Raw genomic sequence first — 25,673 nt, 5'->3', positions numbered from 1 at the left:
TTCATAAGTTGACAGCCGCAGATTTAAATATGAAATGAGGTTTACGAATCATGAACACAAAAAGGGTCTATGGAGAAGGAATCGTATTTACGTTAGGTAATCACATATATTGGTTATTCATGCTAAATCTATATTTTGTTTTGACGAATGTCGTTTTTCTACTATTTTTTATGACTTTAGAGCGAGATTTTTCAAATATCCCTTTATATTTTTTAGCATTAATTCCGACAGGACCTTCTATATCAGCTCTTTTCTATTGTTTAGATAAAATGCTAAAAGATAAGGACCTCTCTCCAACAAAGGATTTTTTTACGGGTTATAAGAAAAACTTTAAAGATTCAATGAAACTATGGATACCATCATTAGTTTTACTGTTTGTTTTTTTTGTAGACCTTCAATATTTTATTGTAAGTGAATCTAGTTTTTCTACTGTCTTGTCCATTTTCTTCTTGTTGGCATCTGGCTTAATTTCTCTTATGGTACTTAATGCATTCATCATAAACCTGAACTTTGCCTTTAGATTGAGAGATTTATATAGATTATCTGCATACTATATCATACGAAAATTAAAGATTACATTAGGAAATATCGGGATTATTTTTATTTCGTTATTTATCATTTCACTAACAAATAATTTCCTAATCTTATTCTTCGCCATCCTCATTTTTTATTTAATTTTGCTCAATAGCAAAGATTTAGTGGAGGATGTGCAAACAAACTTTACTAAATCCGAGTAGTTAAAATCAACTATATTTTTAGAGAAAGCATAGATCTATTAACAGTTTGGAGGAGTTTTGATTGACGAAGTTAGAAACGACAGCGAGTATTCTTGCAGAAAAGCATAGTAAAAGTTACGCTAGTTGGCTTAAATTTGAAGAGATATCAGAAAGTGAAGTAAAGAATAAATATCTCCCGTTTTGTTCTCATGTAACAGTTATGAATCGTTCGGAAGTAATTGATACAGCAGTTACTGAGCTTAAACAAGGGATTCATTCTATGTTAGGTAAAGAACTGCAAGTAACAGAAAATATCAGCGATAGCGGAATCATTTTAGGAACGATTGATTACGTAAATGATTCTCATTTTGACCTATCAGAGGTTGAACTAGCAAATGTAAGACAAGATGGTTATATCCTAAAGGCATTTACCCAAAATGGAATTTCAAGACTACTGTTGACTGCTAAAACTGACAAAGGTTTGCTGTATGCTGCTTTTCACCTATTAAGAGAATTGCAGTGTCATGGGGATATTAGTCAACTATCAATTGTTGAAAATCCCAAAAATCAATTAAGAATGATTAACCATTGGGACAATATCGACGGAAGTATTGAAAGAGGATATGCTGGTAAATCCATTTTTTACAATGAAAATAAAATAACTTCAGATAGTAAGAGAATAAAGGACTATGCTAGAATGCTAGCTTCTGTAGGGATAAATGCCATTACTCTTAATAATGTAAACGTTCATGAAGTAGAGACGAACTTAATTACAGAGACGTATTTAGATGAAGTTGCAAATGTAGCAGGTATATTTAGAGCTTACGGAATTCAAACCTTCTTAAGTGTTAATTATGCAAGTCCGATTCAATTAAGCGACATTCAAACAGCTGATCCACTAGATGAGAATGTCCGTACTTGGTGGAAAGAACAAGCAAAAATTATTTACAAATATATACCTGACTTTGGTGGTTTCCTTGTAAAGGCTGATTCTGAACACCGTCCTGGTCCATTCACATATGGCAGAAATCATGCTGACGGAGCAAATATGTTAGCAGAAGCACTAGCGCCATTTAACGGTATTGTGATTTGGAGATGTTTTGTCTATAACTGCCTACAAGACTGGCGTGATCGCTCTACCGATAGAGCTAGAGCGGCTTATGATCATTTCAAGCCATTAGATGGCCAATTTTTGTCCAATGTAATTTTACAAATAAAAAATGGACCAATGGATTTTCAGGTTCGTGAAGCCAATTCACCGCTGTTTGGAGCGATGGAAAAAACAAATCAAATGCTAGAATTCCAGATTACTCAAGAATATACGGGTCAACAAAGACATCTTTGCTACCTCATTCCGCAGTGGAAAGAGATTTTAGAATTTGATACGTTCGCTAGAGGTAAAGGTTCAAAGATTAAAAATATTGTCGATGGTTCATTATTCGGTTTTGAATATAGTGGGATTGCAGCTGTAGTAAATGTGGGACTCGACTATAACTGGACTGGCCATACATTAGCTCAAGCAAATCTATATGGATACGGACGTCTCATTTGGAATCCAGACTTAGCAGTTGAAACAATCACAACAGAATGGATTCTTCAAACATTTGGACATGATGTCGATGTTCACGAAAAAATATCATCCATGTTGTTAAACTCTTGGAGTATTTATGAAAATTATACAGCTCCACTTGGTGTTGGCTGGATGGTAAATCCAAACCACCACTATGGCCCAAATGTAGATGGATATGAATATGACAGATGGGGTACATATCATTTTGCAGATTGGAAAGGTATTGGAGTTGATCGTACAGTTCAATCAGGTACAGGTTATACAAGCCAATACTTTAAAGAAAATATGGAAATGTATGAGTCGTTAGAGACTTGCCCAGATGAGTTGCTATTATTCTTCCACCACGTTCCATATACACATAAGTTGAAGTCAGGGGAGACAGTCATTCAACATATCTATAACACTCATTTTGATGGAGTTGAACAAGCCGCTGAATTAGTAGCTACTTGGAAACAGCTTGAAGGAAAAATAGACAGTGAGCGTTACCAGGATATCCTAGCCCGATTAGAAGAACAGGCTGAACATTCAAAAGAATGGCGAGATATTATCAACACGTACTTCTATAGAAAATCTGGGATTGCGGACGAAAAGAATAGAAAAATTTATTGAGCATACCAAGTAAGTAATAGATATCTATAAATGAACAGGGAACTATCGTAGAAATATAGTTCCCTTTTTTAAATCGTTTAGACTTTAGGAACCAAATAAGGTGCCTACTCACCTATAGGGGAGGAACATATTCGTCATGCTATATGAAGCGAGAAATAAGAAAGTCCTTTTTAATGATGGATGGGAATTTGCAAAAAGCGAACTCGGTGTAACTGATTGTGGTCATTTACAGTTTCAAGCTGTTGATATCCCTCATGATTGGCTCATTTATAATACGTTAGATTTGTATGAAAACAGCATTGGCTGGTATCGTAAAAAATTTCATTATAAGAATCGTGACAAAGAACGAATAGTATTAGCCTTTGATGGCGTCTATATGGACTCCACACTTTATGTGAATCAACAACTAATCGGGGAATGGAAAAACGGTTATTCGTCATTTGAACATGATATAACAGACGCATTAATTTCCGGTGAAAATGAAATTATCGTGAAGGTCGTCCATCAAAGCCCAAATAGTCGGTGGTACTCAGGAGCAGGTATCTATCGAAATGTATGGTTAAAAGTAAGAGAGAAGAACCACATCGTTACAGATGGAATCTACATATCTACGAAACAAGTGGGACAAAATTGGACCGTTGAAGTTGAAACAGAAGCTACTATTTATGAATCAGTTGTCTTAAACCATTCCATTATGTACAAGGGTGAAACGGTTGCAGTGGAATCAATACAGCTGGATCCACAGATGGACAATCCGATTATACTCAATAGCCAGCTTTTACTCATTTCAAACCCTTTACTTTGGAGTGTCGACGCCCCAAATTTATACCAACTGAAAACGGAGTTAAAGAGTATAGAGACTGGAGATATCCTAGAATCAATTACTCAAAATGTCGGCTTTCGTTCTATTGTTTTAGATCCTAGTAAAGGTTTCTTTTTGAATGATAAGAACATGAAATTAAATGGTGTATGCGAGCATCATGATTTAGGTGCATTAGGAGCAGCATTTAATAAAAGTGCATTAAGAAGAAGATTTGAAATCTTAAAGGATATGGGTGTTAATGCAATCCGGACGGCTCATAATATGCCTGCGAAAGAGTGGATGGATTTAGCAGATGAAATGGGTTTCCTTATCATATCTGAAGCTTTTGATATGTGGGAGCGGCCGAAGACTACTTATGATTATGCAAGGTTTTTTAAAGAGTGGGCAAAGGCTGATGTGAAAAGTTGGGTAAAGCGGGATCGAAACCATCCGAGCTTATTGATGTGGAGTATTGGAAATGAAATATATGATACACATGCAGATGAACGTGGACTAGAAATCACAAAAATGCTCACGGAAGAAGTGAAAAAATATGATCCGAAGGAAAATGCTAAAGTCACAATCGGGTCGAACTACATGCCTTGGGAAAATGCCCAAAAGTGTGCAGATATTGTGAAGATTGCTGGTTATAATTACGCTGAAAAATATTATGAGGAACATCATACGAAGCATCCGGACTGGATCATATACGGCAGTGAAACAGGGTCGGTTGTCCAAAGTAGAGGGATTTATCACTTCCCATATGAACAATCGATTTTGGCTGATGATGATGAACAATGCTCTTCGCTAGGGAATAGTTCAACAAGTTGGGGAGCAAAATCAACGGAAGCCTGTATCATTGCGGATCGCGATACACCATTTTCACTAGGCCAATTTATTTGGACTGGCTTTGACTATATTGGTGAACCAACACCTTATCATACGAAAAACTCATACTTCGGTCAGATTGATACAGCCACTTTTAAAAAGGATTCCTATTATATGTATCAAGCCGAATGGACGGATTATAAACAGAGTCCGATGGTACATATTTTTCCATACTGGGATTTTAATGAAGGTCAAGTAATTGATGTTCGTGTTTGTTCGAATGCACCGAAAATTGAATTGCAACTAAATGGTAAAACAATCGGCACTCATGAAATAGATCATAAACACGGAAAGAATTTAGTGGGTAGTTGGAAAGTTCCCTATAACAAAGGTGAACTAAAGGCCATTGCATATGATGAGTATGATCAAGTGATTGCGACAGATTGGAAAAAATCATTTGGCGATGCCAAAAAAATCACACTGAAACCAGACAGAGGAACCATAACGGCAAATGGAACTGATTTAATTTTTGTTGAAATTGTAACAGAAGACGAAGATGGAAACCTTGTGGAAAACGCAACAAATCGGGTTCACGTTGAGCTAACAGGAGCAGGAAGATTAGTTGGTTTAGATAATGGTGATAGTACAGACTATGATTCTTATAAGGGAACAAGTAGACGGCTGTTTAGTGGGAAATTAATGGCAATCATAGCTGCGACAACAACAGCTGGAAGTATTCAATTGACAGTATCTTCTGCTGGTTTGAAGGCGGGAACATTACAATTTGAAGCATTGCCAGCAAGGGAAACAGACGTAATGGGAATCACCGCAAACACGAGCAATAAAGAATTGCCTATCGTTATGGGGCATGGTGAGGAAGTACCTGTACGAAAAATTGAAATCATAAGCGAGACTGGACAACACTTCGATGTAGGAAATAAAGAAAAGACGGTTCGTATTCAATTATACCCAGAAAATACGACGTACCAGGAAGTAGAGTGGAGTGTCGTAAATGATGCTGGAATCACATCTACGATTGCCAAAATTAAACCAAGTGGCCATGAAGCAACGGTGACGGCTTTAGGTGATGGAATTTTTCGTGTCCGCTGCACAAGTAAAAATGGTACGGATAAGATAAAACTTATTTCCGAATTGGAATTTACGGCAGAAGGACTCGGAAAAGTGCATAAAAATCCTTATCGTTTTATTTCTGCAGGCCTTTATGACTACAGCAAAGGTGAAGTAAGCAATGGAAATGAACGAGGTATCGCGACAAGTAGAGACGGAGAAACCCAGGTTGGATTCCGAGACATCGATTTTGGTGACATTGGTGCAGACACAATTACTGTTCCAATTTTTACATTGTCAGATGAAGAATATTCATTACAGATTTGGGAAGGTATGCCCGATGAAGAAGGTAGTGAATTAATAGCTGATGTTATTTACCAAAAGAAATCAAAATGGAATGTGTACCAGGAAGAAACGTACCGTCTATCCAAAATTCTTCGTGGGATAACGTCGCTCTGTTTTGTTTTTAATAAAAAGGTTCATCTGAAAGGATTTTCCTTCGAAGAAAAAAATCGAGCATTTGAACAAAATTTTGCTACAGAATGTAATCAAATTTATGGAGACACATTTACACTCCTAGATAATTCAGTAGAAGGTATTGGAAATAATGTTTCGCTTGTGTTTGATGGGCTGAAATTTGGTAAAACAGGTGCTTCAAAGATAGTCATTTGTGGTCGATCACCGATTGATAAAAATACAATTCATATTCGGTTCTCCAATAAGGAAATCGAGAGTAACCAAATGATTGAATTTACGCAAAGTGATAACTATGTAGAACGAATATTTGAAATAAAAAAGATAACGAATACCCAAACTGTGACATTTATTTTTCTACCCGGAAGTAATTTTGATTTTAGTTGGTTTCGTTTTGAATAGGAGGTTTGAAAGGATGGATAGAGTTTTACATGCAAAAATGTTTATTGATAAGTCCTATAAAGTTTCAGAGGTTGACAAGCGAATCTATGGATCGTTCGTAGAGCAACTAGGGCGTGCAGTTTATGGTGGGTTATACGAACCAACCCATCCGACTGCAGATAAGAATGGGTTCCGCCAAGATGTTATTGATGTAGTAAAGGAATTACAAGTACCAATCATTCGATATCCAGGTGGTAATATGGTTTCGGCTTATAACTGGGAAGACGGAGTTGGTCCTAAAGAAAAACGCCCACGCCGTTTAGAGTTAGCGTGGCGGTCACTGGAAACGAATGAAGTGGGAACGAACGAATTTGTTGAATGGGCCGAAAAGGTTAATGCAGACGTTATGTTAGCAGTTAATCTTGGGACACGGGGGATTGATGCGGCTCGCAATCTAGTAGAATATTGTAATCATCCAAGTGGCACTTACTGGAGTGACCTAAGAAGAGAGCATGGTTACAACAATCCTCACAATATTAAAGTTTGGTGTTTAGGCAACGAAATGGATGGTCCTTGGCAAATCGGTCAAAAGACCGCATATGAATACGGACGGTTAGCTGCTGAAACGGCTAAAGCGATGAGACAAGTTGACCCTTCTATTGAACTAGTAAGCTGTGGTAGTTCGGGTTCAGGCATGGCTACTTTTCCAGATTGGGAAGCAGAAACATTGGAGCATACTTATGAATATGCAAATTATATTTCCTTGCACCAATACTTTGGAAACCAGGAAAACGATACAGCTAATTTCCTCGCGAAGTCAATGGAAATGGACCATTTTATACATTCTGTAATAGCGACATGTGATTATATCAAAGCTAAAAAGAGAAGTAAAAAGACGATGATGTTAAGCTTTGATGAATGGAATGTGTGGTACCACTCAAATTCACAGGATAAAAAGGTAGACCCGTGGTCCATTGCACCACCGTTATTAGAGGACATTTACACATTTGAGGATGCTCTACTAGTAGGGAGTATGTTAAACACGCTGCTCAATCATGCGGACCGGGTTAAAATGGCATGCATGGCTCAGCTAATCAATGTAATTGCACCGATCATGACTGAAAATGGTGGCGGTGTATGGAAGCAAACTATTTTCTATCCTTATTATTACACATCAGTATACGGGCGTGGGACTGTCCTTCATTCGATGGTGGAATCACCGAAATATGATAGTAAAGATTTTACGGATGTACCATATCTTGATCAATCTGTCGTCTATAACGAGGAAACAGATGAGTTAGTTATTTTTGCGATTAACCGTCATTTAGAACATACATTACTTGTGGATGTAGATACCCGTTCCTTTACGGAGTATGAATTAGTTGAACATATCGTATTAGAAAATGAAAATCCGAAAGCTGTGAATCGCCTTCACAACCAACAAGTTCAACCGAATTCAAATGGTCAATCATACTTAGAAGGTGATAAGTTAGTCGCAGTTTTACCAAAGATGTCTTGGAATATGATTCGATTACGAAATAAAAAGGATTGTTAGTTTTGGAATGAAGACATTGGTACCGAATCTTTTTATGGAAGGACATGGGGTATGGAGGTAACTGTTCAAGATATTATCAATCATTTAACAACTTCGTTAGGTCATATAGAGAATACAGTGGATACCTTAAAATCTGGATTACCAAGTTCACAAGTAACAGGTATCGCTGTTTCATTTATGCCCACTTATAATACGATTCATAAAGCAATTGAATTGGGAGCAAATCTGCTAATAACACATGAAGGCCTATTTTATAGCCATTGGGATCAAACCGATTTTGGAAAAAACGAAGTCATTGATCAAAAGAAGAAACTAATCAAGGACTCCGGTATTGCCATTTTTCGTTTTCATGACTATTGGCATAGATATCAGCCTGATGGCATTATGTTGGGCTTAGTTACTAATCTTGGTTGGGATGATTATGTTGTGGAGCATCAACCAGCAGCGACTATTATCTCCCTACCTGGAATGACCGCAAAAGAAGTTGCTGACCATTTGAAGAATAAATTACACATAAAATATGTACGCTTTATGGGGAATCCAGAAAAGCAAGTTAAGCGAGTTGGTATATTAGTTGGGTATAGAGGTTCTGGCTCAACAGCTATTCCTTTCTTTGAAAATCATGATCTTGACTTAGTGATATACGGAGAAGGACCTGAATGGGAGACTCCTGAATATGTAAGGGATTCCATTAGTCAAGGAAAAGAAAAAGCGTTACTTGTTATAGGACATGCAGAAAGTGAAGAACCTGGTATGAGCTATTTAGCGGATAAGTTGCAACAGATGTTTCAGGAAATTCCGGTATATTTTATTCCAAATGAATCTTGCTTTGAAATGATGTAATAGAAATCATCAAGAGTAATCCATTCAAACTGAGGAGAGCTGATGTACGATGAAAATGTCTTGGAGATGGTATGGAGAGGGGAACGATTCAATAACACTTGACCATATACGCCAAATTCCAGGTGTGGAGGGAATCGTTTGGTCACTCCATGATAAAGTTGCAGGTGAAGTGTGGGAAATCGAGAGAATTCAAGAAGTTGTTAAACAAATCCGTAGTAAAGGATTTAGCCCAGAAATAGTTGAAAGTGTAAATGTTCACGATGATATAAAAATTGGTCTACCAACTAGAGATAAATATATTGATATTTATATAGATACGATTAAAAAACTTGCTAGTGTGGGAGTTAAAGTAATCTGCTATAACTTCATGCCTGTTTTTGATTGGACGAGAACAGATTTATTTAAAGAACTACCAGACGGTTCAAATGCCTTTTTCTATGAAAAATCGGCTATTACGGATAATCCGAATGAAATGGTAAAACGAATTCTAGGTAATGGTAATTTTTCAATGCCTGGATGGGAGCCTGAGCGTTTAGAAAAATTAGATGAATTATTTACTGCCTATGAAGACGTAACAGAAGAAAAACTTGTTGAGAATTTAAAGTATTTCTTAGAAAGGGTCATACCTGTTTGTGAGGAGCATGATGTAAAAATGGCGATCCACCCAGATGATCCACCATGGCCAATCTTCGGGTTACCACGCATTGTACATAGTCGGGATAATATTAAAAGAATACTAGACCTTGTTGATAGTCCATATAATGGGTTAACATTTTGTACTGGCTCATTAGGTTCTAATCCAGAAAATGATTTACCTACCATGATTCGAGAATTCCATGACCGAATCCATTTTGCTCATATTCGAAACATTAAAGTATTTGAGAATGGAGATTTTATTGAAGTATCTCATCGTGGCAAAGATGGAAGTGTTGATATTTACGAGGTGATAAAAGCTTATCATGACCTTGGATTTAAAGGATTCGCACGTCCAGATCACGGCCGTCATCTGTGGGGAGAAGAAAAACATTGCAGACCTGGTTATGGACTATATGATCGTGCAATGGGTGTTATGTATATGTTAGGTGTTTGGGATAGTCTAGAGAAAAGAGTAAAGGAAAAAGAAGTGCTTTAAGGATTTTTGGCGAGAAAACGAGGATTGGGGACATCCATAAGGCGGATGAAGGACTGTTCGTGAGAAAACGAGTTTCTGAGAGTCCCTCATAAAGTGGAAGCAGGACTGTTCGTGAGAAAACGAAGTTCGGAGTGTACTTCATAAGGTGGATGAAGGACCATTAGCGAGACAACAAGATTTAGAGAGTCCTTCATAAGGCGGATGAAGGACCATTAGCGAGACAACAAGATTTAGAAAGTCTTTCATAAGGCGGATGAACGACTATTCGCAAGGTAACGAGACTTGAAAATCCCTTCACTAGCCAATATAAAAAGCGGCCCAGGCTGCCGCTTTTACCTTTCATTAATACAGTTTTCCTTGGCGATATAGAACTGTCGATAATCGCATCACAGATTGAATATAACAATTTTGTCTTAAAGTGAAGGAATCACCGAAAAACGCCGGTAAAATCGAATCCAATGTTTCTTTCATTTTCTTAAATAGCTGACTAAACACTTCTTCCTCGGAATAAAATTGAGTTTCACGCCCTTGTAACCACTCTAAGTAAGAAACGATAACTCCGCCCGCATTGGCAAGGATGTCGGGTATAATAAACACACCTTTTTTACTCAAGAAATCGTCCGCATCCTTTGTAATCGGTGCATTCGCCCCCTCGACAATAATCGGTGCTTTTATTTTCTCCATATTATCGTTATGGATTTGATCCTCCAAGGCTGCGAGAATAAGCGCATCTACCTCTAGATAAAGAATAGCCTCTCGGTCAAGAATATCTGCCTTCACTCCAGCAACAGCCAATTCCTCGTCAGATACAGGGAGGTCCCCTTTGTTACCCTTAGTGAATTTTACGAGAGAAGGAATGTTCAAACCGTCCTCATTGAACAATGAAATGTTTCGGTCACTAACCGCCACAATTTTATTTTGTAGATTGGAACATTGATAAGCTTCTAAGGCTGCTACTGAACCAACATTACCAAAGCCTTGGACAGCAAGCTTTAATGGTTTATTTTCAAATGCAGCAACCGTCTTTGCAAACACATTGTCGGTTTTGGAAAGTAATCTTTTTTGGCTTTTAAGAAAATCATGAAAGAGATAACGGAAGGTAAAATATACTCCTTTTCCTGTAGCTTCACGTCTTCCTAATGAGCCACCGTTGACCACGCTTTTTCCAGTAAAACTACCACGATAGGGCGTGCCAGGTCGAATACTTTTATATTCAGCCATCATCCAATCCATCTCACGCTCCCCTGAACCCACGTCAGGTGCAGGAATATCCTTATCAGGACCGAGACTGTCTGCAAAGTATCGAACGTATTTTTTACAAATTAAATGTAGTTCCTTTTCAGAAAGTGTTCGAGGATTGACCACGAGGCCACCTTTTCCTCCGCCGAAAGGAACGTCATGAAGGGCATTTTTTAAAGTCATTAAAGATGCAAGATTAATCACTTCATCCTCATTAACGGTTTCGTGGAAACGAATTCCCCCTTTGTAAGGACCTAAAGCATTATTATGCTGAACACGGTAGGCTGGAATGCGAACGACTTTACCATTTTCTAATGGAATTCGTAAAAAAGATTTATGTACATGATTCGGAGTAGAAAGTATTGAGGCGAGTGAGGTAAAAGCTTGCTCTCGGGTTTCCCCCGTTAGCTCAGGAATAAAGGTATCATCCTTCATTAAGGCATCTAATGATTTTTGAACAATCTGTTTTGTTTTATTCAATTTCATTCCTCCTTGTTGAAAGCGTTGTTACAATTAATTGTAACACATGGAGAAAGATTATGTGGGGTTGAGAATTGTGGATTGGTTCTGTGAGCCTCCATTTTATACTGGGACAACGGACCTGTCCCTGTGTCCCAAATAAGATGTTGGTTTAAAAGTCGCGAAATAAAGGAAAATAACAGGATGGAGGGATAGAGATGCATTTTATTATTATTGGTGGAGATGCAGCGGGAATGAGTGCTGCTATGCAGATTGTACGGAATAGTACAGGACATTCGATTACGGTACTCGAAAAAGGAGGGAACTATTCATATGGTCAATGTGGGTTGCCCTATGTAATAGGAGGGAAGATTGAGTCCACAAATAAAGTGATAGCAAGAACGCAAAAGGAATTTCAAGAAAAATATGGAATTGATGCTCGAGTTTTTCATGAGGTGAAAAGCATTGATGCGACACAAAAGGTTGTGACAGGAGTGAACCATTCCACTGGAGAAACCTTTGATCTTGCTTATGATCGGTTACTTATTGCAACAGGGGCAAGTCCAGTTGTGCCGAACTGGGAAGGAAAAACACTACAGGGCATATTCACTTTAAAGACAATACCGGATACCGAAGAAATTTTAGATTACTTATACAAAGGATACCGTGATATAAAAGATGTAACCATCATTGGAGGAGGTTATATCGGCATTGAAATGGCTGAAAACTTTGTGGAATTAGGTAAAAATGTAACTATCATTGATAGAAATGAGCAGCTTGCTGGCATTTTTGATCGAGAACTTGCAGACCTTGTTCATGATGAAGCAATGAAGCAAAATATCAAGCTTAGGCTTGGTGAAACTGTAGAGGGTTTTATCGGGGAAAGTTTTGTTGAGTATGTAAAAACAGATAAAGGTGAAATCAAAACAGATTTGGTGTTAATTGCGGTGGGAGTTAAACCAAATACAGAATTTAGTAAGGAAGCTGGAATCGTAACCGGGGTGAAGGGAGCAATCCAAGTAAATTCCTGTATGCAAACAAATGTTAAGGATATTTTTGCTGCTGGAGACTGTGCAACACAGTTTCATCGAATAAAAGAGCGGGATGATTATATTCCCCTTGGTACTCATGCAAACAAACAAGGTCAGATTGCGGGCTTAAATATGGTTAATTTACATAAAACCTTTAAAGGCGTTGTAGGAACATCGGTTATGAAATTTTTTGATTTAACTCTTGGAAGAACTGGACTTTCTGAAAAGGAAGCGGAAGGGTTGAATATACCGGTTGCTTCTGTAGCCATTCAGGCGCGAGACATTGCGGGCTATTATCCAGATGCGAAAAAGATGACCGTGAAATTGGTCTATCATAAAGAAACCCATAAGCTTCTTGGCGGACAAATCATTGGTGAAAGAGGTGTAGATAAACGAATAGATGTACTATCAACTTCCCTTTTTCACTCCATGACAATTGAGGAATTAGTAGATTTAGACTTAGCATATGCACCCCCATACAATGGGGTTTGGGACCCAATTCAGCAGGCTGCAAGAAGAGTAAAATGAAGGACGAGGGAAACGGTTATCGTGTACTGCTACTTTTTAACAAAGAAGATGATCATGTCTTATCTTGACGTTTTACAAAGAGTCTTATAAGATATGATATGGATACCCGAATGTCATCGGGAGAGGTTCATAGCTGAAAACCCTCTATAAAAAACTATGGATACATGACATTATGCCATGTCCATATTGGACGTGGCTTTTTTCGTATTTTTATCCATCCTAGTTTTTGCAAAATAGATAGGTAGAAGGTGAATCACTCTATAAGATGTTGGGACAACATTTTACAGGGAGGTTTTTTTATGTCTGGAAGAAGTCATGAAGAAGGATTGAAGGATTTAACATTACTTGGGAATCAAAACACGCAATATAGTTTTGATTATGCACCAGAAGTTTTGGAGGCGGTCGACAATTTACATACAGACCGTGATTATTTTGTAAAGTTCAATTGCCCAGAGTTCACGAGTCTTTGCCCACTTACGCACCAGCCGGACTTTGCAACAATGTACATTTCATATATCCCAGATAAGAAGATTGTTGAAAGTAAGTCTTTAAAATTATATTTATTTAGTTTTCGGAATCATGGCGATTTTCACGAGGATTGCGTGAACATTATCATGAATGACCTTATTAAACTTCTTGATCCTCGTTACATCGAAGTATGGGGGAAATTCACGCCACGTGGTGGAATTTCGATTGATCCATGGTGTAACTATGGGAAGCCAGGTACGAAATATGAGGAAATGGCACAGTTCCGTTTGATGAACCATGACCTTTACCCTGAGAAAGTAGATAACCGATAAGCGTAAAGCACATAGTGAGAACCGTTTCTACGGTTCTTTTTGTTTGCACATCATTGTTTGATGAAATAAGATAATACATATAAGAATAATGGGGATTAAGGAGAATTCGAATGTCTAAAAAAATATATATTATTCATGAAAACGATGAGTGGACTGCCCATTTAACAAAACGATTAGATGAATTACAACTTCCATATGAGGCATGGCATCTTGATAAAGGATTAATTGATTTAACATCGGTTCCACCTGAGGGTGTGTTTTATAATCGAATGAGTGCTTCTTCGCATACAAGAGATCACCGATTTGCACCTGAGTTGACCGGTGGGATTCTTGATTGGCTAGAATTTCATAATCGTACTGTATTTAATGGCAGTAATGCCTTACGTCTTGAGTTAAGCAAAATTAAACAATACACAGCACTTGAAGCAAATGGTATTCGTACTCCGAAAACAATCGGTGCGGTCGGCCTTGAGCAAATCATAGAAGCAGCTGAAAAGTTAGGGACAACGCCTTTTATCACAAAGCATAATCGAGCTGGTAAGGGGCTTGGGGTGCAATTATTTCAATCAGTAGAAGCATTAAAATCATATGTGAACAGCCCTGCGTTTGAAGAGCCGATTGATGGAATTACATTGATTCAGGAGTATATCCAATCACCAGAATCGTATATTACAAGAGCAGAATTTGTGGGTGGCAAATATATCTATTCTGTCAGAGTCGATACATCAGACGGTTTTGAGCTATGCCCAGCAGATGCTTGCCAGATTGGAGATCAGTTTTGTCCTGTAGGGGATGAGGCGGAAGTGCGTCCTAAGTTCGAAATAACAGAAGATGTTGATCCAGAATTGATTGCGCGTTACGAAGCCTTTCTAAAAGCAGTTAAAATTGATGTAGCGGGTATTGAATTTGTGAAAAATGCTGCAGGTGAAACCTTCACCTACGATGTAAACACAAACACAAACTACAATTCCGACGCCGAGGCCAAAGCCGAAAAATATGGAATGCTCGAACTAGCAAAATTCCTTGGAGAAGCTTTATAGGGACCAGGGACCACGGGGACGGTTCCTGTGGCTCCTATTAGATCTTCATCCGGTTAGTGGAGTGAAAGAATTAGAAAAGGGTAGCATCTCTGCTACCCTACATTTGTTTTTGTTGCTTTTGCTGTTTTTGCTGAATAAATTTTAAATAAAACAAATGCGACGGCTGACAGGAAGATACCTGAGATATAAGGTAATCCGAGGGAGAACGTGTATAGCCAGCCACCTAAAACAGGTCCAAGAATTCTTCCTAGTGAATCGAAGGAAGATAATAGCCCTGTGACACTTCCATGTCCAGTTTTGGAACGTTTCGTTAATAAAGCTGAAACAGCTGGTCGAATCACACCATTTCCGACTCCAAATACCGTCAAATAAATTGCGGCTGTAAGGAAATCCTTCGTATATAAAATAAGAAAGAATCCTAAAGCAGATATGAAAATACCGATTTGGATGACAAAGCCTTCACCAAAGCGTTTTGTCAATCTTCCGACTAGCCCGCCTTGTACAATCGCTCCAGCCAGCCCCATAATCATAAAAATATAACCAAGCTCAGTTGTGCCCAACCCGGCTTTTTCAGCAGCAAAGTAGGCAAAGGTTGCCTCGAGCCCTGATAAAGACAAGGTGATAAATAAAGATAGGAAAAACAGAACACTTTCCGGACCGTTAAGCGCTTTTAATAGACCAGTTCTTTTTCGATTTGTTTGGTGACGTTCCTCTTTTTGTAATGATTCCTTGAGAACTAACATGACTAAGAAAAAAGTTAGTAAGGATAAGATTCCTGCTATGTAAAATGGCATCTGTAAGTCAGTTTTTGAAAAAATGCCACCAATTGCTGGACCAAAAATAAACCCTAGTCCAATTGATGCACCAATGACTCCCATACCTTTAGCACGGTCTTCCTCCGACGTAATATCGGCAGCATAGGCCATAACTGTTGGCATATTTGCAGCAGAAAGAAAACCTCCAATGATTCTAGCCGCAAAAAGCATCCATAACTCTGTAGATAAGGCCATTAAAAAAAATGAAACGGCAAGGCCGAAAATACCAACCATAATAACAGGCTTACGACCAATTCGATCGGAAACTCTTCCCCACATCGGTGCAAATAAGAATTGCATCAAGGAATAGACCGCCATGAGAAGTCCTAGTTCCGTTGGTGAAGCACCGAGGTCTTCTGCATAAAACGGTATAACAGGAATTATGATTCCAAACCCGACGTAAACCAAAAACATAACTGCAAATAAGATAGGTAACGCTTTTTTTGTATCCAAAATATGTCACTCCAGTATGATAGCTTCCCTTCTTATAATAAATTAAATGAAGATAATTTAAAAGTTTTGGGGGGGGGAAGAGTCAAAAAATCTTCAAAAAAAAAGCATCTTCAAAAATGAAGATACTTTTTGATATAAGCCTCCGGCGAATGCCAGAACTTTTCAAAGGCAATATGTCAAGTTTGTTTAGTGCATAACACGTTTAACTCGTCCGTTAAATGTATTTTTCCAGTATCCACGAGTCATATCGGCAATGCCAACACCTGTAGAAGATTGGGAACCGATAAATTTACCGCCACCAATATAAATTCCTACATGGCCATCTGTTTTATAAGTATTAAAGAATACTAAATCTCCAGGCTTCATGTCACTTACTGAAACAGCTGTACCTTGATTTTTCAGTGCGTCAGTGCTAGCTCCAACACTTACACCTGCTTGTGCAAATGCCCAGTGTACGAAACCAGAGCAGTCAAATCGACCGTGCGCGATATCATAAGAGTTTCTTCCGCCACCAAATACATAGACGGAGTTTCCAATGTATTTATAGCCTGCATTAATTACCGTGCTAATTGAACCCGTTACTTTTGGTGTAGAAGTTGGAACGGATGCAACTGCAGTAGATTTAGCAGTAGATGTAGATGTTGAAGCAGTAGTAGAAGAAGCTGTTGATGTAGTAGTAACAGCTGGTGTAGCTGTTATCATACTAGCACGAAGTTCTTCAATATCGGCTAAAGTTTTTTGTTCTTTTGATTTTAATGCAGCTTTTAATGCATCATTTTGAGCTTTTTGCTCTGCAATTTGACCTTGCATGGCAACCAATTCGTCTTTTTTGCTTTGTAGAGCAGTCAGTGTCTCCTGAATTGTATCTTGTTTTTTCTCAACCTGTTTAATAGCATTTGCTTGTTCGTCAATTACTTTTTGATCAGCTTCCATAATAGTAGAAACTGCACTTACACGGTTAATAAAATCTGAAAAGCTTTGTGCACCGAAAATGACATCTATGTAACTAATTGTTCCGCCAGATTCCTGCATGATGCGAGCACGTTCTTTTAGAATCTCATTGCGCGCTTCAATTTCCTTGTTAAGTTTATCAATCTCTCCTTGAAGAGTTGTAACTTGTTCTTCAGACTTCTTAATTTCCTCTTCTGTTTGAGATATCATTTTTTGGTTATCTTCAATTGCTTGGTCAACTTTTGCAATTTGTGTATTTAATTCCTTTAAGGCATTTTGCGTTTCTGTAAGATCACTTTGAAGTGAGTTAATACTTTCCGCGCTAGTTGATATAACATATGGAGAAAAGGCACTTATCATTAAAGTGGCACTTAACGTTACGAGTGTCTTTTTCAAGATAATTCCTACTTTCTTACTAGTCTACTTAGGTTTTTTACCTAGTCTTTTATTCTCTCATATTATCATATATTTCTTTAAATTTCTCCATTTGTCGCGAAATTGTTACATTTTGTTATAATTGTAATGTTTGAAAACCTAATAAAATCAATGATGGTAATGAAGGAGCACTGCATTTAATGTCGAAATAAATTTGTAACAAAAGAAATATTTTCGATAGATTAAGGGATTTTTTTCCTACTAAAGTAGGATTGGAAGGTAGAATGGTAAAATAGGAGAATACGTGTGTAAGGTGAATGATTTAAACAAACGTTTGATTGATTTTTTAAACACAAGGGAGAGTAAGGAAAAGGCGCTAAACAAACGTTTGATTGAAAAAGCATGTCAACTAGCGCCTGGGGTTTTTACTTATAAGCCTTCAAATTTTTGAATTCTCTCTTTTATATCGTCTGGTATAGGTGCTGAAGCTTTTGTAACATTGTTGTAATTTACTTGAATGGTTTCTGCTTCTATTAGTATCTCGTTTTCACGTTTGATGACACTCTCGATTGAGAGACTAGAACTCCCCAATTTTTTGACACGTACATATACCTGTATGAGGTCATCCAATAATGCCGGTTTTTTGTACTCAACCGTACTTTTAACAAGGACTGGCTCAAAATGTAACGAATGAGAATTTATAAGCCAATCAGAACCGAGGATTTCACGCATATATTCAGTAAAGGCGATATCGATATATGTAAGATAATGCGCATTGAAAACAATTTTCTGGCCATCAATTTCAGAATACCTAACTCGAATGGTATGTGAGAATTTAAAATGTTCCATAGTGTCCCTCCTTTATTTATAAAGAGTATATTCTGCAAAAGGGTTACTTTTCCTGCATATAGTAAAGAGCACAAGTAATTAAAACGAAAGGTCGTACATAAAATGAAACTTACTCAAATAAGGGGAATTGGATTGTCTTACGTGGTTGCGACGATTGGGGGCGTGCTGTTTTATTTATTGCATTTTCCGATTCCCTGGATACTCGGGCCGATGACATGTATGATTTTATTCAAAGCCATTACACATCGAAAAATGTTCGTGTCAACTCGGTTATATAATGTTGGACTTTCAACACTAGGAATCTACTTTGGATTATCTTTTACAAAGGAAACATTTAGTACGGTATATCCGTATATTATCCCATTTTTACTAACGACAATTTTGCTACTGACAGTTAGCGTGTTAAATAGTATTTTTGTGACAAGGTTTATCAAAATTGATCCGATGACGAGTGTTTTTGGCTCCATACCTGGGGGACTATCTGAAATGGTAGCGGCAAGCCACTCCTTAAAAGCAAATTCAGCAATGGTCACTATTTTTCAAACAGTTCGTTTGTTAACGGTCGTATTCATGGTGCCATTTATTGTGACACATTGGTTCATCGCAAGCGTGGGAAATCCATATGAAGTAACAAAAAATTTTAGCAGTGTGCCTGTATACGCCTATCTATGGTTTGGATTTGCCTTTTTGGCGGGATGGCTTCTTCGAAATAAATTTCCAGCTGCCTATGTCATTGGTCCACTTGCGGTTACAGCCATTCTGGGTGTCGTGGGGGTAGGATTACCAATTATTCCATCTTGGTTTCTCATTCTTGCACAAGTTACGGTTGGAATGAGAATGGGGAATAATATTCAGTTGAGAGATTTAAAGATTGGTGGAAGGTATTGCGGGGTTTACTTTCTATTGACGGTGTTATTAGTGGCAATATCTTTTGGACTTGGCTATATATTTGCTAGTTTCTCAGATTTAAATTTGCCGACAGCCTTACTAAGCTTGGCACCAGGTGGGTTAGTTGAGATGGTATTAACGGCGACTGCAATTGGAGCAGATCCAGCAGTGGTTAGTTCACTGCAACTCATACGTCTATTGTTTATCATATTAATTGTTCCTAGTTTTTTAAAATGGATGTTCAAGAAAAGAGAAAAAGCAGCGGCATAAAAATGTCCATTCAAACAAACGCTTGATTGAAATTTGAAACCCTTGCGCCCTATGTGATGGACAGCTAAACAAACGTTTGATTGAAAAATGTGAAGTCAACTAAAACAGTGCTGAGGGCAAGATAAAGGAGCCAATGAAAAAAATTGGCTCCTTTTGTGCAAAATGAATTAAGCTCCCCACTCTTCTTTAGAAGGACCATAAACACCAGGTACCTTCAAACCAGCTTGACGCATTAAAATGGTCATTTGACCGCGGTGGTGAATTTGGTGGGTATTCACCATTTTAAGTGCTACCCCTTTTGGCATTTGCTGGCCAAAGATATCAACTACTTCTTTTAGACTTTCATCATTCCATTGTTCTTTTACTGCCGAAACAAAGTTCTCACTTGTTGCACGGTAGCTATCAGCAATTTCCTTTGCAGATGCCGGAACTTCCTCACCAGTTGCGCCTTCAAACTGAAGACCAGTAAGTGAAACAATATGATGTAGTGAAGTCGCAACATGCCATGCAAGTTCACCTAATGTACGGTGGCCTGGTGCCACTTCTTGTGATAATGACTCATCTGTTAAAGCTTCAAGAATCTTATAAGTCGCGTTGCCTTCATAATTCCAGTCTTGCAAGAATTCTTCAAGTGTATGGTACATATGTATTCCTCCTAAAAGTATGTTTACTTCCATTATACTTCATGCACAAGTAAAAACCATTTTAAACGCCTTCATGATATTTTAATGAAGAAGATGTATTATTGATAGAATATCTGTAAAATAAAAGGGGGATTCTAGATTTCAACAATGAAGGATGTTGACGTATGAAGGATATAACAATTGGATCGCTCTTAGATGTGATTGGGGAATTGTTCTCTGACGAAATTTCAATTGCTGTTTCCAATACAAAAGAATATATCTATTACCGGCCAAGCAAACGAATTGACTTAAAAATAAAACCGGGTGATGTAGTTAAAGAGGGGACTATTGCGTATAAAGCGATTACGACAAGACAAAAAACATCAGAATTTATTAATCGTGACGTTTTTGGCATTCCTTATCATGGGATGGCGGTACCATTTTTTCATGGCGATGAGGTAGAAGGGTGTGTAACAGCAATTTACCCAGCCTTAACGGATGGGAAATCGGTTGTTACCGTCAAATCTCCAGATGGCTGGGTTCCCATTCCCTTTTCCGATGTTATTTTTCTTGAAGCAAAAGACAAAAAGACCCATGTGTATACAAAGGGTTTCTCTGGAACACATAAATATTCCCTGCAGGAATTCGAATATACACTACCAAAGGATTTTTTTATCCGTTGTCACCGCTCGTTTATAGTGAATGTTAATCAGATAAAAGAAATTCACCCAGATACTCATTCCACGTTTTTGTTAGAAATGAAAAATGGAGCCAGAGTTCCAGTTAGTCAAAACTATTCTAGTTATTTTCGAAAGTTATTAGGCTTTTGATTAACATAATTCTAGAAAAAGAACGAATCTTCTACCTTAGGGGTTCGTTCTTCTTTTTTATCTGATATTATTGTTCTTTACTCCTGAAACCTCTATTCTACGGTCGAAAATAGGTAAAATTATCTTAATATTCAATTTCATAAAGGGGATGGGAGAAATGAATACTAAACTAGAGCGCATTAAGGATACTCGTCTGCATGACCGTGTTGTCACACCGGAAGAAGCAGCAGGATGGATTGAGGACGGTATGACGTTGGGACTTAGTGGGTTTACTCGTGCAGGTGATGTGAAAGCGGTACCATTTGCACTTGTAAAACGTGCTGAGAGTGAACCATTAAAAGTAAATGTATATACAGGAGCATCATTAGGCTCTGATGTTGATAAATTATTCGCAGAAGCAGGAATCTTAGGTAAGCGTTTACCGTTCCAAGCTGATTCTACCATGAGGAAGGGAATTAACGAAGGGGATTTCTTGTTTGTGGACCAGCATCTATCACATACGTCAGAATTAATTCGATCTAATGTAATGAACGTAGATGTCGCAATTTTGGAAGCGGTTGCAATTAGGGAGGATGGTCTCATCATCCCAACGACTTCAATTGGAAATTCTTTGACGTTTGCGCAGCATGCAAGCTCAATCATTGTAGAAATCAATCTTGCGCAGGCGACGGAACTTGAGGGAGTTCACGATTTATATGCACCGGGCAAGCAAGGGGATAGAGATCCAATTCCTTTAACAAGACCTGATGACAGAATTGGATTACCAGGAATTAAAGTAGATGTAGAAAAAATCAAAGGAATCGTGTTCACTGACCAAACAGATTCCCCATCAACAATTGTGCCTCCAGACGAAGAAACAGAAATCATGGCACAGCATCTGTTAACATTTTTACGCAAAGAAGTGGAGGCAGGACGTTTAACTGAGAAGCTTGCACCACTTCAATCAGGGATTGGTTCTGTTGCAAATGCAGTGCTTCACGGCATGCTTGATTCTGAGTTTACAGATTTAGAGGTTTATTCCGAAGTACTACAGGATGCAGTTTTTGACTTAATCGATGCAGGTAAAGTTACTTTTGCCTCTTGTTGTTCGATTACCTTATCAGATGAAAAAATGAAAAAGGTATTTTCGAACTTTGAGCAGTACCGTGAGCGTTTAATCATGAGGCCACAAGAAATTTCAAATCATCCTGAAATAATCCGTCGTCTCGGACTAATTTCAATTAATACAGCGCTTGAACTGGATATTTACGGAAATGTAAATTCAACGCATGTGCTTGGTACAAAGATGATGAATGGCATCGGTGGGTCTGGTGACTTTGCTCGAAACGCAAGACTTGCAATTTTTGTGACTAAATCAATTGCAAAAGGCGGAAACATTTCGAGTATCGTACCATTTGTATCCCATGTGGATCATACAGAACATGACGTCGATGTCATCGTTACCGAGCAAGGATATGCAGACTTACGAGGACTTGCACCAAGAGAACGTGTAGAATTACTCATTGAGAACTGTGCACACCCAATGTACAAACAACAACTTCGTGATTACTACCAGGAAGCACTCACTAGAGGTGGTCAAACGCCACATGTATTAGAAAAAGCATTCTCGTGGCATACAAACTTTGCGCAAACAGGGACCATGCTCCAAAAGGAATTAGTAGAGGCATAACTTTTTTTAGCCGTGTAAAGAAGAAATTCTTTATGCGGCTTTTCTATAGGTAAAAAGTAATATATCCCATCTTTTGGAAACATGATACGATTATCAAAAAACGTGAAGTGAAAAGAGGGGTTAAATGAAACAAATCAAGGCATTTGTTGGTTGCTTTTTCATCGCGGTGTCTGCCTTTTTGTATGCGACAAAACACATCACTGCAGCAATCGTATCATCCAATATCAATCGTCCGGACGTAAATTACTATGAAGGTGCCTACAAAATAGTCGGGTTTGGCATCAATTTTTGGATTATCGCATCCTTAATGGTGGGGATTGTTTTGTTAATAAGCTTACTCACACAAGGGATAGCATTCCCATTCAAAAAGAAACAAATAATCGAAGAAAATCCCCACCAATGAATGATGGGGATTTTTACACGATAGAAAAATGTTAGAAAGGCTTTAAAATCATTAACGCTATGACAATGATAAAGATTGTATTCTCAATATGCTCTACTCTAAAGAGTGCTTTTGCCAACGGATAGTATTCTGCAGGAATATCTTCACCTTGATGTGAATCTAATAAAGCTTTTACTGGCCTTGATTTAGGTGTAAGAGCAAATGGTCCCATTGCTAACGCAACAAGAAACAGCAGTAAGCTCGTCACATACCAACCCATTGTAAAAAGGTATGGGTGAATAGCTCCCATTAATAGTCCAGTTATGAGCAGCAGTATGCCACCAATCATAACAAATATGTGAAGTCTATGTCTGATTGCATACGAATGCCTAAGCTCTGTCATTGTATCACCCGATTTCACAACCGTTGTTAAAATAAAGCCAGGTCCCATTCCAAGGATGGCAGAAAAAATATGTATGAAAACAAGTATTTTGTATATAACACCCAATTGATGGAAACCTCCATTCACAACATATTCCACTATTATGATAGCACTATAATAAAAAGGGTAAGTGATGTACCTCACAATTCCATCTATATTATCTTACTATTTTGTGACAGTTGTTTTCCAGTAAAAGATACGTGGTATAATACATAAGGAGTTCTTAAGTTGGAGAAAGGGGGCGACTTTGTGAAGAGAATCACGAAATTTTTATATATTGTCTTAGGTTTTATTTTCTTAGGCCTTGGAGTAGTAGGAATTGTATTGCCCATCGTCCCAACCACGCCCCTATTATTACTTGCTTCTTTCTTTTTTGTAAAAGGATCGGAAAAATTTGACCGGTGGTTTAAAGGCACTAGTTTATATAAAAAACATCTTGAAAGTTTTGTGAAGCGTCGTGAAATGACGTTAAAACAGAAGTTAACGATTTTGTTAACAGCTGATGCGATGATTGCAGTCCCATTTATTATTTTAGACAGCATCGCCGTTAAACTACTATTAATTGCTGTTGTTATTTATAAATATTACTACTTCATCACAAAAATAAAGACTGTGGCACCAGAAGAGCGGGCAATGCATGAGCAGGCTCTTGTTGAAGAAACAAGCCATAAATAGACGAAAAACCCTTGTCCTATTCAATGACAAGGGTTTTGTTTGTTATTCATCCACTTTACTAAATTCATGGACCCATACTTTCATTTGAGGGAGCCAAGGCATGCCTGGATGGTAGGAAAGAATTGATTCTTTATATTCGTCAACCGTATTAAAACCTTCTCTCTTCGCATCTTCATCTGTCAGTTCCCCAAGAGATTGTTCATATACACGGTCAATTTTAAATTGTTGGCCCTCAAGTGTCATAATTTCCCCAACATCAGCATATCTACCATTTCTTCGTGTAGCAGTTTTTTTGCCTTCCAGAACCTTTTTTATGTCCGATTCCATTGTCACAAGTCGATCAATGGTACATGTTTTAGCTGGTAATTCATTATTTGATGTAGTCATTTACATGCTCCTTTCAATTGGAAGTTTTCATTTTCAATACTTCCAACATTTACTATACACAATAACAAGAAATATCATTCTTCACAAGTTACACTGTCTTACGATCAAAATACCTTCTCAAGCCTTCCCCCAAAATTGTGAAGGTAAACATCGTAAACGAAATTGCAACACATGTCCAAAATGGAATCCAAATTGAGCTAATCATGTCTTTTCTAGCTTGCCCGAGCAAAGTTGGCCAGTTAAGGCTTGTGTTAATCATCTCACCGGCACCATAACCCAATTGCACAAATACTTGTGAAAGAAATACACCGAAAATACCAAGTTGTGCAATTAAAAGGCAGGTCCTCCCGATATCAATAAAGAAATTCACCATAATTGCAGGATATGTGTTCGGTAAAATATTTCCTAATGCCAGACGAAGTGGGGATATCCCAATTGTGACTCCAGCCTCAATATAAGGTTTTCTTACAATCCTTTGGGTTTCCTCCCGAATAATATGGCTCACTTTTCCAACTTCAATCATAGCTAAAAGAAAGATGGACCACCCTAAACGATTTTCATTCATTACTAGGACTGGAATCGCTAACAGAAGTAGTGCTGAAAAAATAATTGGAATCCCTGAAAACACATTGTTCCAAGTCGTAACAATCCAGGAAAAAGGATTATTTTTTCTTGTAGCCAGTAATCCAAGAGGGGTGGCAATGAGATAACGAAGAACCACAATTCCTAAAATAATTTTCAGTGTATCCTTAGCGCCAACTATTATAACACTTAATAAGTCTCGACCTTCATGGTCAGACCCAAAAGGAGGTTCTTGTCCTGGGGTAAAAGGTGCCTTTAACAAACCCTTACCACCGTCGATGAAGCGAATTCTCCCGCCTTCAATTCCTTCTTTAACGTATGGTATATGTGGTCCAACAAACGTAATAAGAAGAAGGATGCCTAACATAACTAAGCCAGTAATTAAAAACCAATTTCGATTCAACCCA

General features: G+C 38.0%; 22 protein-coding genes and 1 riboswitch. Of the genes, 14 read left to right on the top strand and 8 right to left on the bottom strand.

Going from position 1 to position 25,673, the window contains the following annotated elements:
• Positions 1-50: 50 nt before the first annotated feature.
• The 6 genes from BTHG_RS16915 to uxuA all read left to right on the top strand — a co-directional run bounded on the left by BTHG_RS16915 (position 51) and on the right by uxuA (position 9,978).
• A complete protein-coding gene (locus BTHG_RS16915) occupies positions 51-737 on the top strand; it encodes a YesL family protein (RefSeq protein ID WP_010677920.1) in 687 nt (228 codons plus the stop codon).
• A 61-nt stretch (positions 738-798) separates the two neighbouring features.
• Positions 799-2,895 (top strand): alpha-glucuronidase family glycosyl hydrolase, encoded by a 2,097-nt coding sequence (locus tag BTHG_RS16910; RefSeq protein WP_010677919.1) that lies wholly within the window; start codon positions 799-801, stop codon positions 2,893-2,895.
• A 136-nt stretch (positions 2,896-3,031) separates the two neighbouring features.
• Entirely contained in the window at positions 3,032-6,469 is a 3,438-nt protein-coding gene (locus BTHG_RS16905) for a glycoside hydrolase family 2 TIM barrel-domain containing protein (RefSeq protein ID WP_010677918.1), read from the top strand.
• 13 nt (positions 6,470-6,482) lie between these two features.
• Complete coding sequence (gene arfA / locus BTHG_RS16900; protein WP_010677917.1) at positions 6,483-8,003, top strand: arabinosylfuranosidase ArfA; 1,521 nt, start codon at positions 6,483-6,485, stop codon at positions 8,001-8,003.
• Between the two features lie 51 nt (positions 8,004-8,054).
• The gene (locus BTHG_RS16895; protein WP_010677916.1) at positions 8,055-8,846 is read left to right on the top strand and encodes a Nif3-like dinuclear metal center hexameric protein; all 792 of its coding nucleotides are present in this window, start codon (positions 8,055-8,057) and stop codon (positions 8,844-8,846) included.
• Between the two features lie 49 nt (positions 8,847-8,895).
• Positions 8,896-9,978 carry a mannonate dehydratase gene (uxuA, locus tag BTHG_RS16890; protein WP_010677915.1) on the top strand — a complete coding sequence of 361 codons (1,083 nt, stop codon included), beginning with the start codon at positions 8,896-8,898 and terminating at the stop codon, positions 9,976-9,978.
• A gap of 342 nt (positions 9,979-10,320) precedes the next feature.
• Here the strand turns inward: uxuA and BTHG_RS16885 are convergent, their stop codons facing one another.
• Entirely contained in the window at positions 10,321-11,703 is a 1,383-nt protein-coding gene (locus tag BTHG_RS16885; RefSeq protein WP_042342101.1) for a Glu/Leu/Phe/Val family dehydrogenase, read from the bottom strand.
• Between the two features lie 191 nt (positions 11,704-11,894).
• Between BTHG_RS16885 and BTHG_RS16880 the strand changes: the two genes are divergently transcribed.
• From BTHG_RS16880 to BTHG_RS16870, 3 genes are all read left to right on the top strand, one after another.
• Positions 11,895-13,235 carry an FAD-dependent oxidoreductase gene (locus BTHG_RS16880; RefSeq protein WP_010677913.1) on the top strand — a complete coding sequence of 447 codons (1,341 nt, stop codon included), beginning with the start codon at positions 11,895-11,897 and terminating at the stop codon, positions 13,233-13,235.
• 116 nt (positions 13,236-13,351) lie between these two features.
• A riboswitch (PreQ1 riboswitch) is annotated at positions 13,352-13,399 on the top strand.
• 135 nt (positions 13,400-13,534) lie between these two features.
• The gene (gene queF, locus BTHG_RS16875) at positions 13,535-14,035 is read left to right on the top strand and encodes a preQ(1) synthase (protein WP_010677912.1); all 501 of its coding nucleotides are present in this window, start codon (positions 13,535-13,537) and stop codon (positions 14,033-14,035) included.
• Between the two features lie 110 nt (positions 14,036-14,145).
• Complete coding sequence (locus BTHG_RS16870) at positions 14,146-15,075, top strand: ATP-grasp domain-containing protein (protein ID WP_010677911.1); 930 nt, start codon at positions 14,146-14,148, stop codon at positions 15,073-15,075.
• A 92-nt stretch (positions 15,076-15,167) separates the two neighbouring features.
• Here BTHG_RS16870 and BTHG_RS16865 read toward each other — a convergent pair whose 3' ends face one another.
• The 3 genes from BTHG_RS16865 to BTHG_RS16850 form a co-directional block, all read right to left on the bottom strand.
• On the bottom strand, positions 15,168-16,343 hold the full coding sequence (locus tag BTHG_RS16865; RefSeq protein ID WP_010677910.1) for a tetracycline resistance MFS efflux pump: 1,176 nt from the start codon (positions 16,341-16,343) through the stop codon (positions 15,168-15,170).
• Between the two features lie 186 nt (positions 16,344-16,529).
• Entirely contained in the window at positions 16,530-17,690 is a 1,161-nt protein-coding gene (locus tag BTHG_RS16860; RefSeq protein WP_010677909.1) for a coiled-coil domain-containing protein, read from the bottom strand.
• Positions 17,691-18,098: 408 nt separating this feature from the next.
• Positions 18,099-18,518 (bottom strand): acyl-CoA thioesterase, encoded by a 420-nt coding sequence (locus BTHG_RS16850; protein ID WP_010677908.1) that lies wholly within the window; start codon positions 18,516-18,518, stop codon positions 18,099-18,101.
• Positions 18,519-18,659: 141 nt separating this feature from the next.
• Here BTHG_RS16850 and BTHG_RS16845 point away from each other — a divergent pair, with 141 nt between their 5' ends.
• Complete coding sequence (locus BTHG_RS16845; protein ID WP_232284493.1) at positions 18,660-19,676, top strand: AbrB family transcriptional regulator; 1,017 nt, start codon at positions 18,660-18,662, stop codon at positions 19,674-19,676.
• 167 nt (positions 19,677-19,843) lie between these two features.
• Here BTHG_RS16845 and BTHG_RS16840 read toward each other — a convergent pair whose 3' ends face one another.
• Entirely contained in the window at positions 19,844-20,320 is a 477-nt protein-coding gene (locus BTHG_RS16840) for a DinB family protein (protein ID WP_010677906.1), read from the bottom strand.
• Between the two features lie 164 nt (positions 20,321-20,484).
• Here BTHG_RS16840 and BTHG_RS16835 point away from each other — a divergent pair, with 164 nt between their 5' ends.
• The 3 genes from BTHG_RS16835 (at position 20,485) to BTHG_RS16825 (ending at position 23,201) form a co-directional block, all read left to right on the top strand.
• The gene (locus BTHG_RS16835; RefSeq protein ID WP_010677905.1) at positions 20,485-21,129 is read left to right on the top strand and encodes a LytTR family DNA-binding domain-containing protein; all 645 of its coding nucleotides are present in this window, start codon (positions 20,485-20,487) and stop codon (positions 21,127-21,129) included.
• 157 nt (positions 21,130-21,286) lie between these two features.
• A complete protein-coding gene (locus BTHG_RS16830) occupies positions 21,287-22,798 on the top strand; it encodes an acetyl-CoA hydrolase/transferase family protein (protein ID WP_010677904.1) in 1,512 nt (503 codons plus the stop codon).
• Positions 22,799-22,922: 124 nt separating this feature from the next.
• Complete coding sequence (locus BTHG_RS16825) at positions 22,923-23,201, top strand: hypothetical protein (RefSeq protein WP_010677903.1); 279 nt, start codon at positions 22,923-22,925, stop codon at positions 23,199-23,201.
• A 31-nt stretch (positions 23,202-23,232) separates the two neighbouring features.
• Here BTHG_RS16825 and BTHG_RS16820 read toward each other — a convergent pair whose 3' ends face one another.
• A complete protein-coding gene (locus BTHG_RS16820; RefSeq protein WP_010677902.1) occupies positions 23,233-23,688 on the bottom strand; it encodes a DUF2269 family protein in 456 nt (151 codons plus the stop codon).
• A gap of 183 nt (positions 23,689-23,871) precedes the next feature.
• Here BTHG_RS16820 and BTHG_RS16815 point away from each other — a divergent pair, with 183 nt between their 5' ends.
• Positions 23,872-24,297, top strand: a complete 426-nt coding sequence (locus BTHG_RS16815) for a YbaN family protein (protein ID WP_042342098.1) — start codon at positions 23,872-23,874, stop codon at positions 24,295-24,297.
• A gap of 42 nt (positions 24,298-24,339) precedes the next feature.
• On the opposite strand, the gene BTHG_RS16810 is transcribed toward BTHG_RS16815, so the two are convergent.
• Positions 24,340-24,684, bottom strand: a complete 345-nt coding sequence (locus BTHG_RS16810) for an ASCH domain-containing protein (protein WP_010677900.1) — start codon at positions 24,682-24,684, stop codon at positions 24,340-24,342.
• Between the two features lie 88 nt (positions 24,685-24,772).
• The gene (locus tag BTHG_RS16805) at positions 24,773-25,669 is read right to left on the bottom strand and encodes an ABC transporter permease (RefSeq protein ID WP_010677899.1); all 897 of its coding nucleotides are present in this window, start codon (positions 25,667-25,669) and stop codon (positions 24,773-24,775) included.
• Positions 25,670-25,673: the final 4 nt, after the last annotated feature.

The sequence above is a fragment of the Bacillus timonensis genome (assembly GCF_000285535.1).
Classification (GTDB): Bacteria; Bacillota; Bacilli; order Bacillales; family Bacillaceae_L; genus Ferdinandcohnia; species Ferdinandcohnia timonensis.
Note: the sequence above shows the minus strand (reverse complement) of the source record. Positions and strands in the feature narration are given on the sequence as shown.

Bases quoted from the DNA above. Each gene is read 5' to 3' on its own strand.
- BTHG_RS16885 (WP_042342101.1), bottom strand. From the start codon at position 11,703: ATGAAATTGAATAAAACAAAACAGATTGTTCAAAAATCATTAGATGCC.
- BTHG_RS16895 (WP_010677916.1), top strand. From the start codon at position 8,055: ATGGAGGTAACTGTTCAAGATATTATCAATCATTTAACAACTTCGTTA.
- BTHG_RS16825 (WP_010677903.1), top strand. From the start codon at position 22,923: ATGAAACAAATCAAGGCATTTGTTGGTTGCTTTTTCATCGCGGTGTCT.
- BTHG_RS16850 (WP_010677908.1), bottom strand. From the start codon at position 18,518: ATGGAACATTTTAAATTCTCACATACCATTCGAGTTAGGTATTCTGAA.
- BTHG_RS16840 (WP_010677906.1), bottom strand. From the start codon at position 20,320: ATGTACCATACACTTGAAGAATTCTTGCAAGACTGGAATTATGAAGGC.
- BTHG_RS16835 (WP_010677905.1), top strand. From the start codon at position 20,485: ATGAAGGATATAACAATTGGATCGCTCTTAGATGTGATTGGGGAATTG.
- BTHG_RS16880 (WP_010677913.1), top strand. From the start codon at position 11,895: ATGCATTTTATTATTATTGGTGGAGATGCAGCGGGAATGAGTGCTGCT.
- queF (WP_010677912.1), top strand. From the start codon at position 13,535: ATGTCTGGAAGAAGTCATGAAGAAGGATTGAAGGATTTAACATTACTT.
- BTHG_RS16870 (WP_010677911.1), top strand. From the start codon at position 14,146: ATGTCTAAAAAAATATATATTATTCATGAAAACGATGAGTGGACTGCC.
- BTHG_RS16915 (WP_010677920.1), top strand. From the start codon at position 51: ATGAACACAAAAAGGGTCTATGGAGAAGGAATCGTATTTACGTTAGGT.
- BTHG_RS16905 (WP_010677918.1), top strand. From the start codon at position 3,032: ATGCTATATGAAGCGAGAAATAAGAAAGTCCTTTTTAATGATGGATGG.
- BTHG_RS16810 (WP_010677900.1), bottom strand. From the start codon at position 24,684: ATGACTACATCAAATAATGAATTACCAGCTAAAACATGTACCATTGAT.
- uxuA (WP_010677915.1), top strand. From the start codon at position 8,896: ATGAAAATGTCTTGGAGATGGTATGGAGAGGGGAACGATTCAATAACA.
- BTHG_RS16830 (WP_010677904.1), top strand. From the start codon at position 21,287: ATGAATACTAAACTAGAGCGCATTAAGGATACTCGTCTGCATGACCGT.
- arfA (WP_010677917.1), top strand. From the start codon at position 6,483: ATGGATAGAGTTTTACATGCAAAAATGTTTATTGATAAGTCCTATAAA.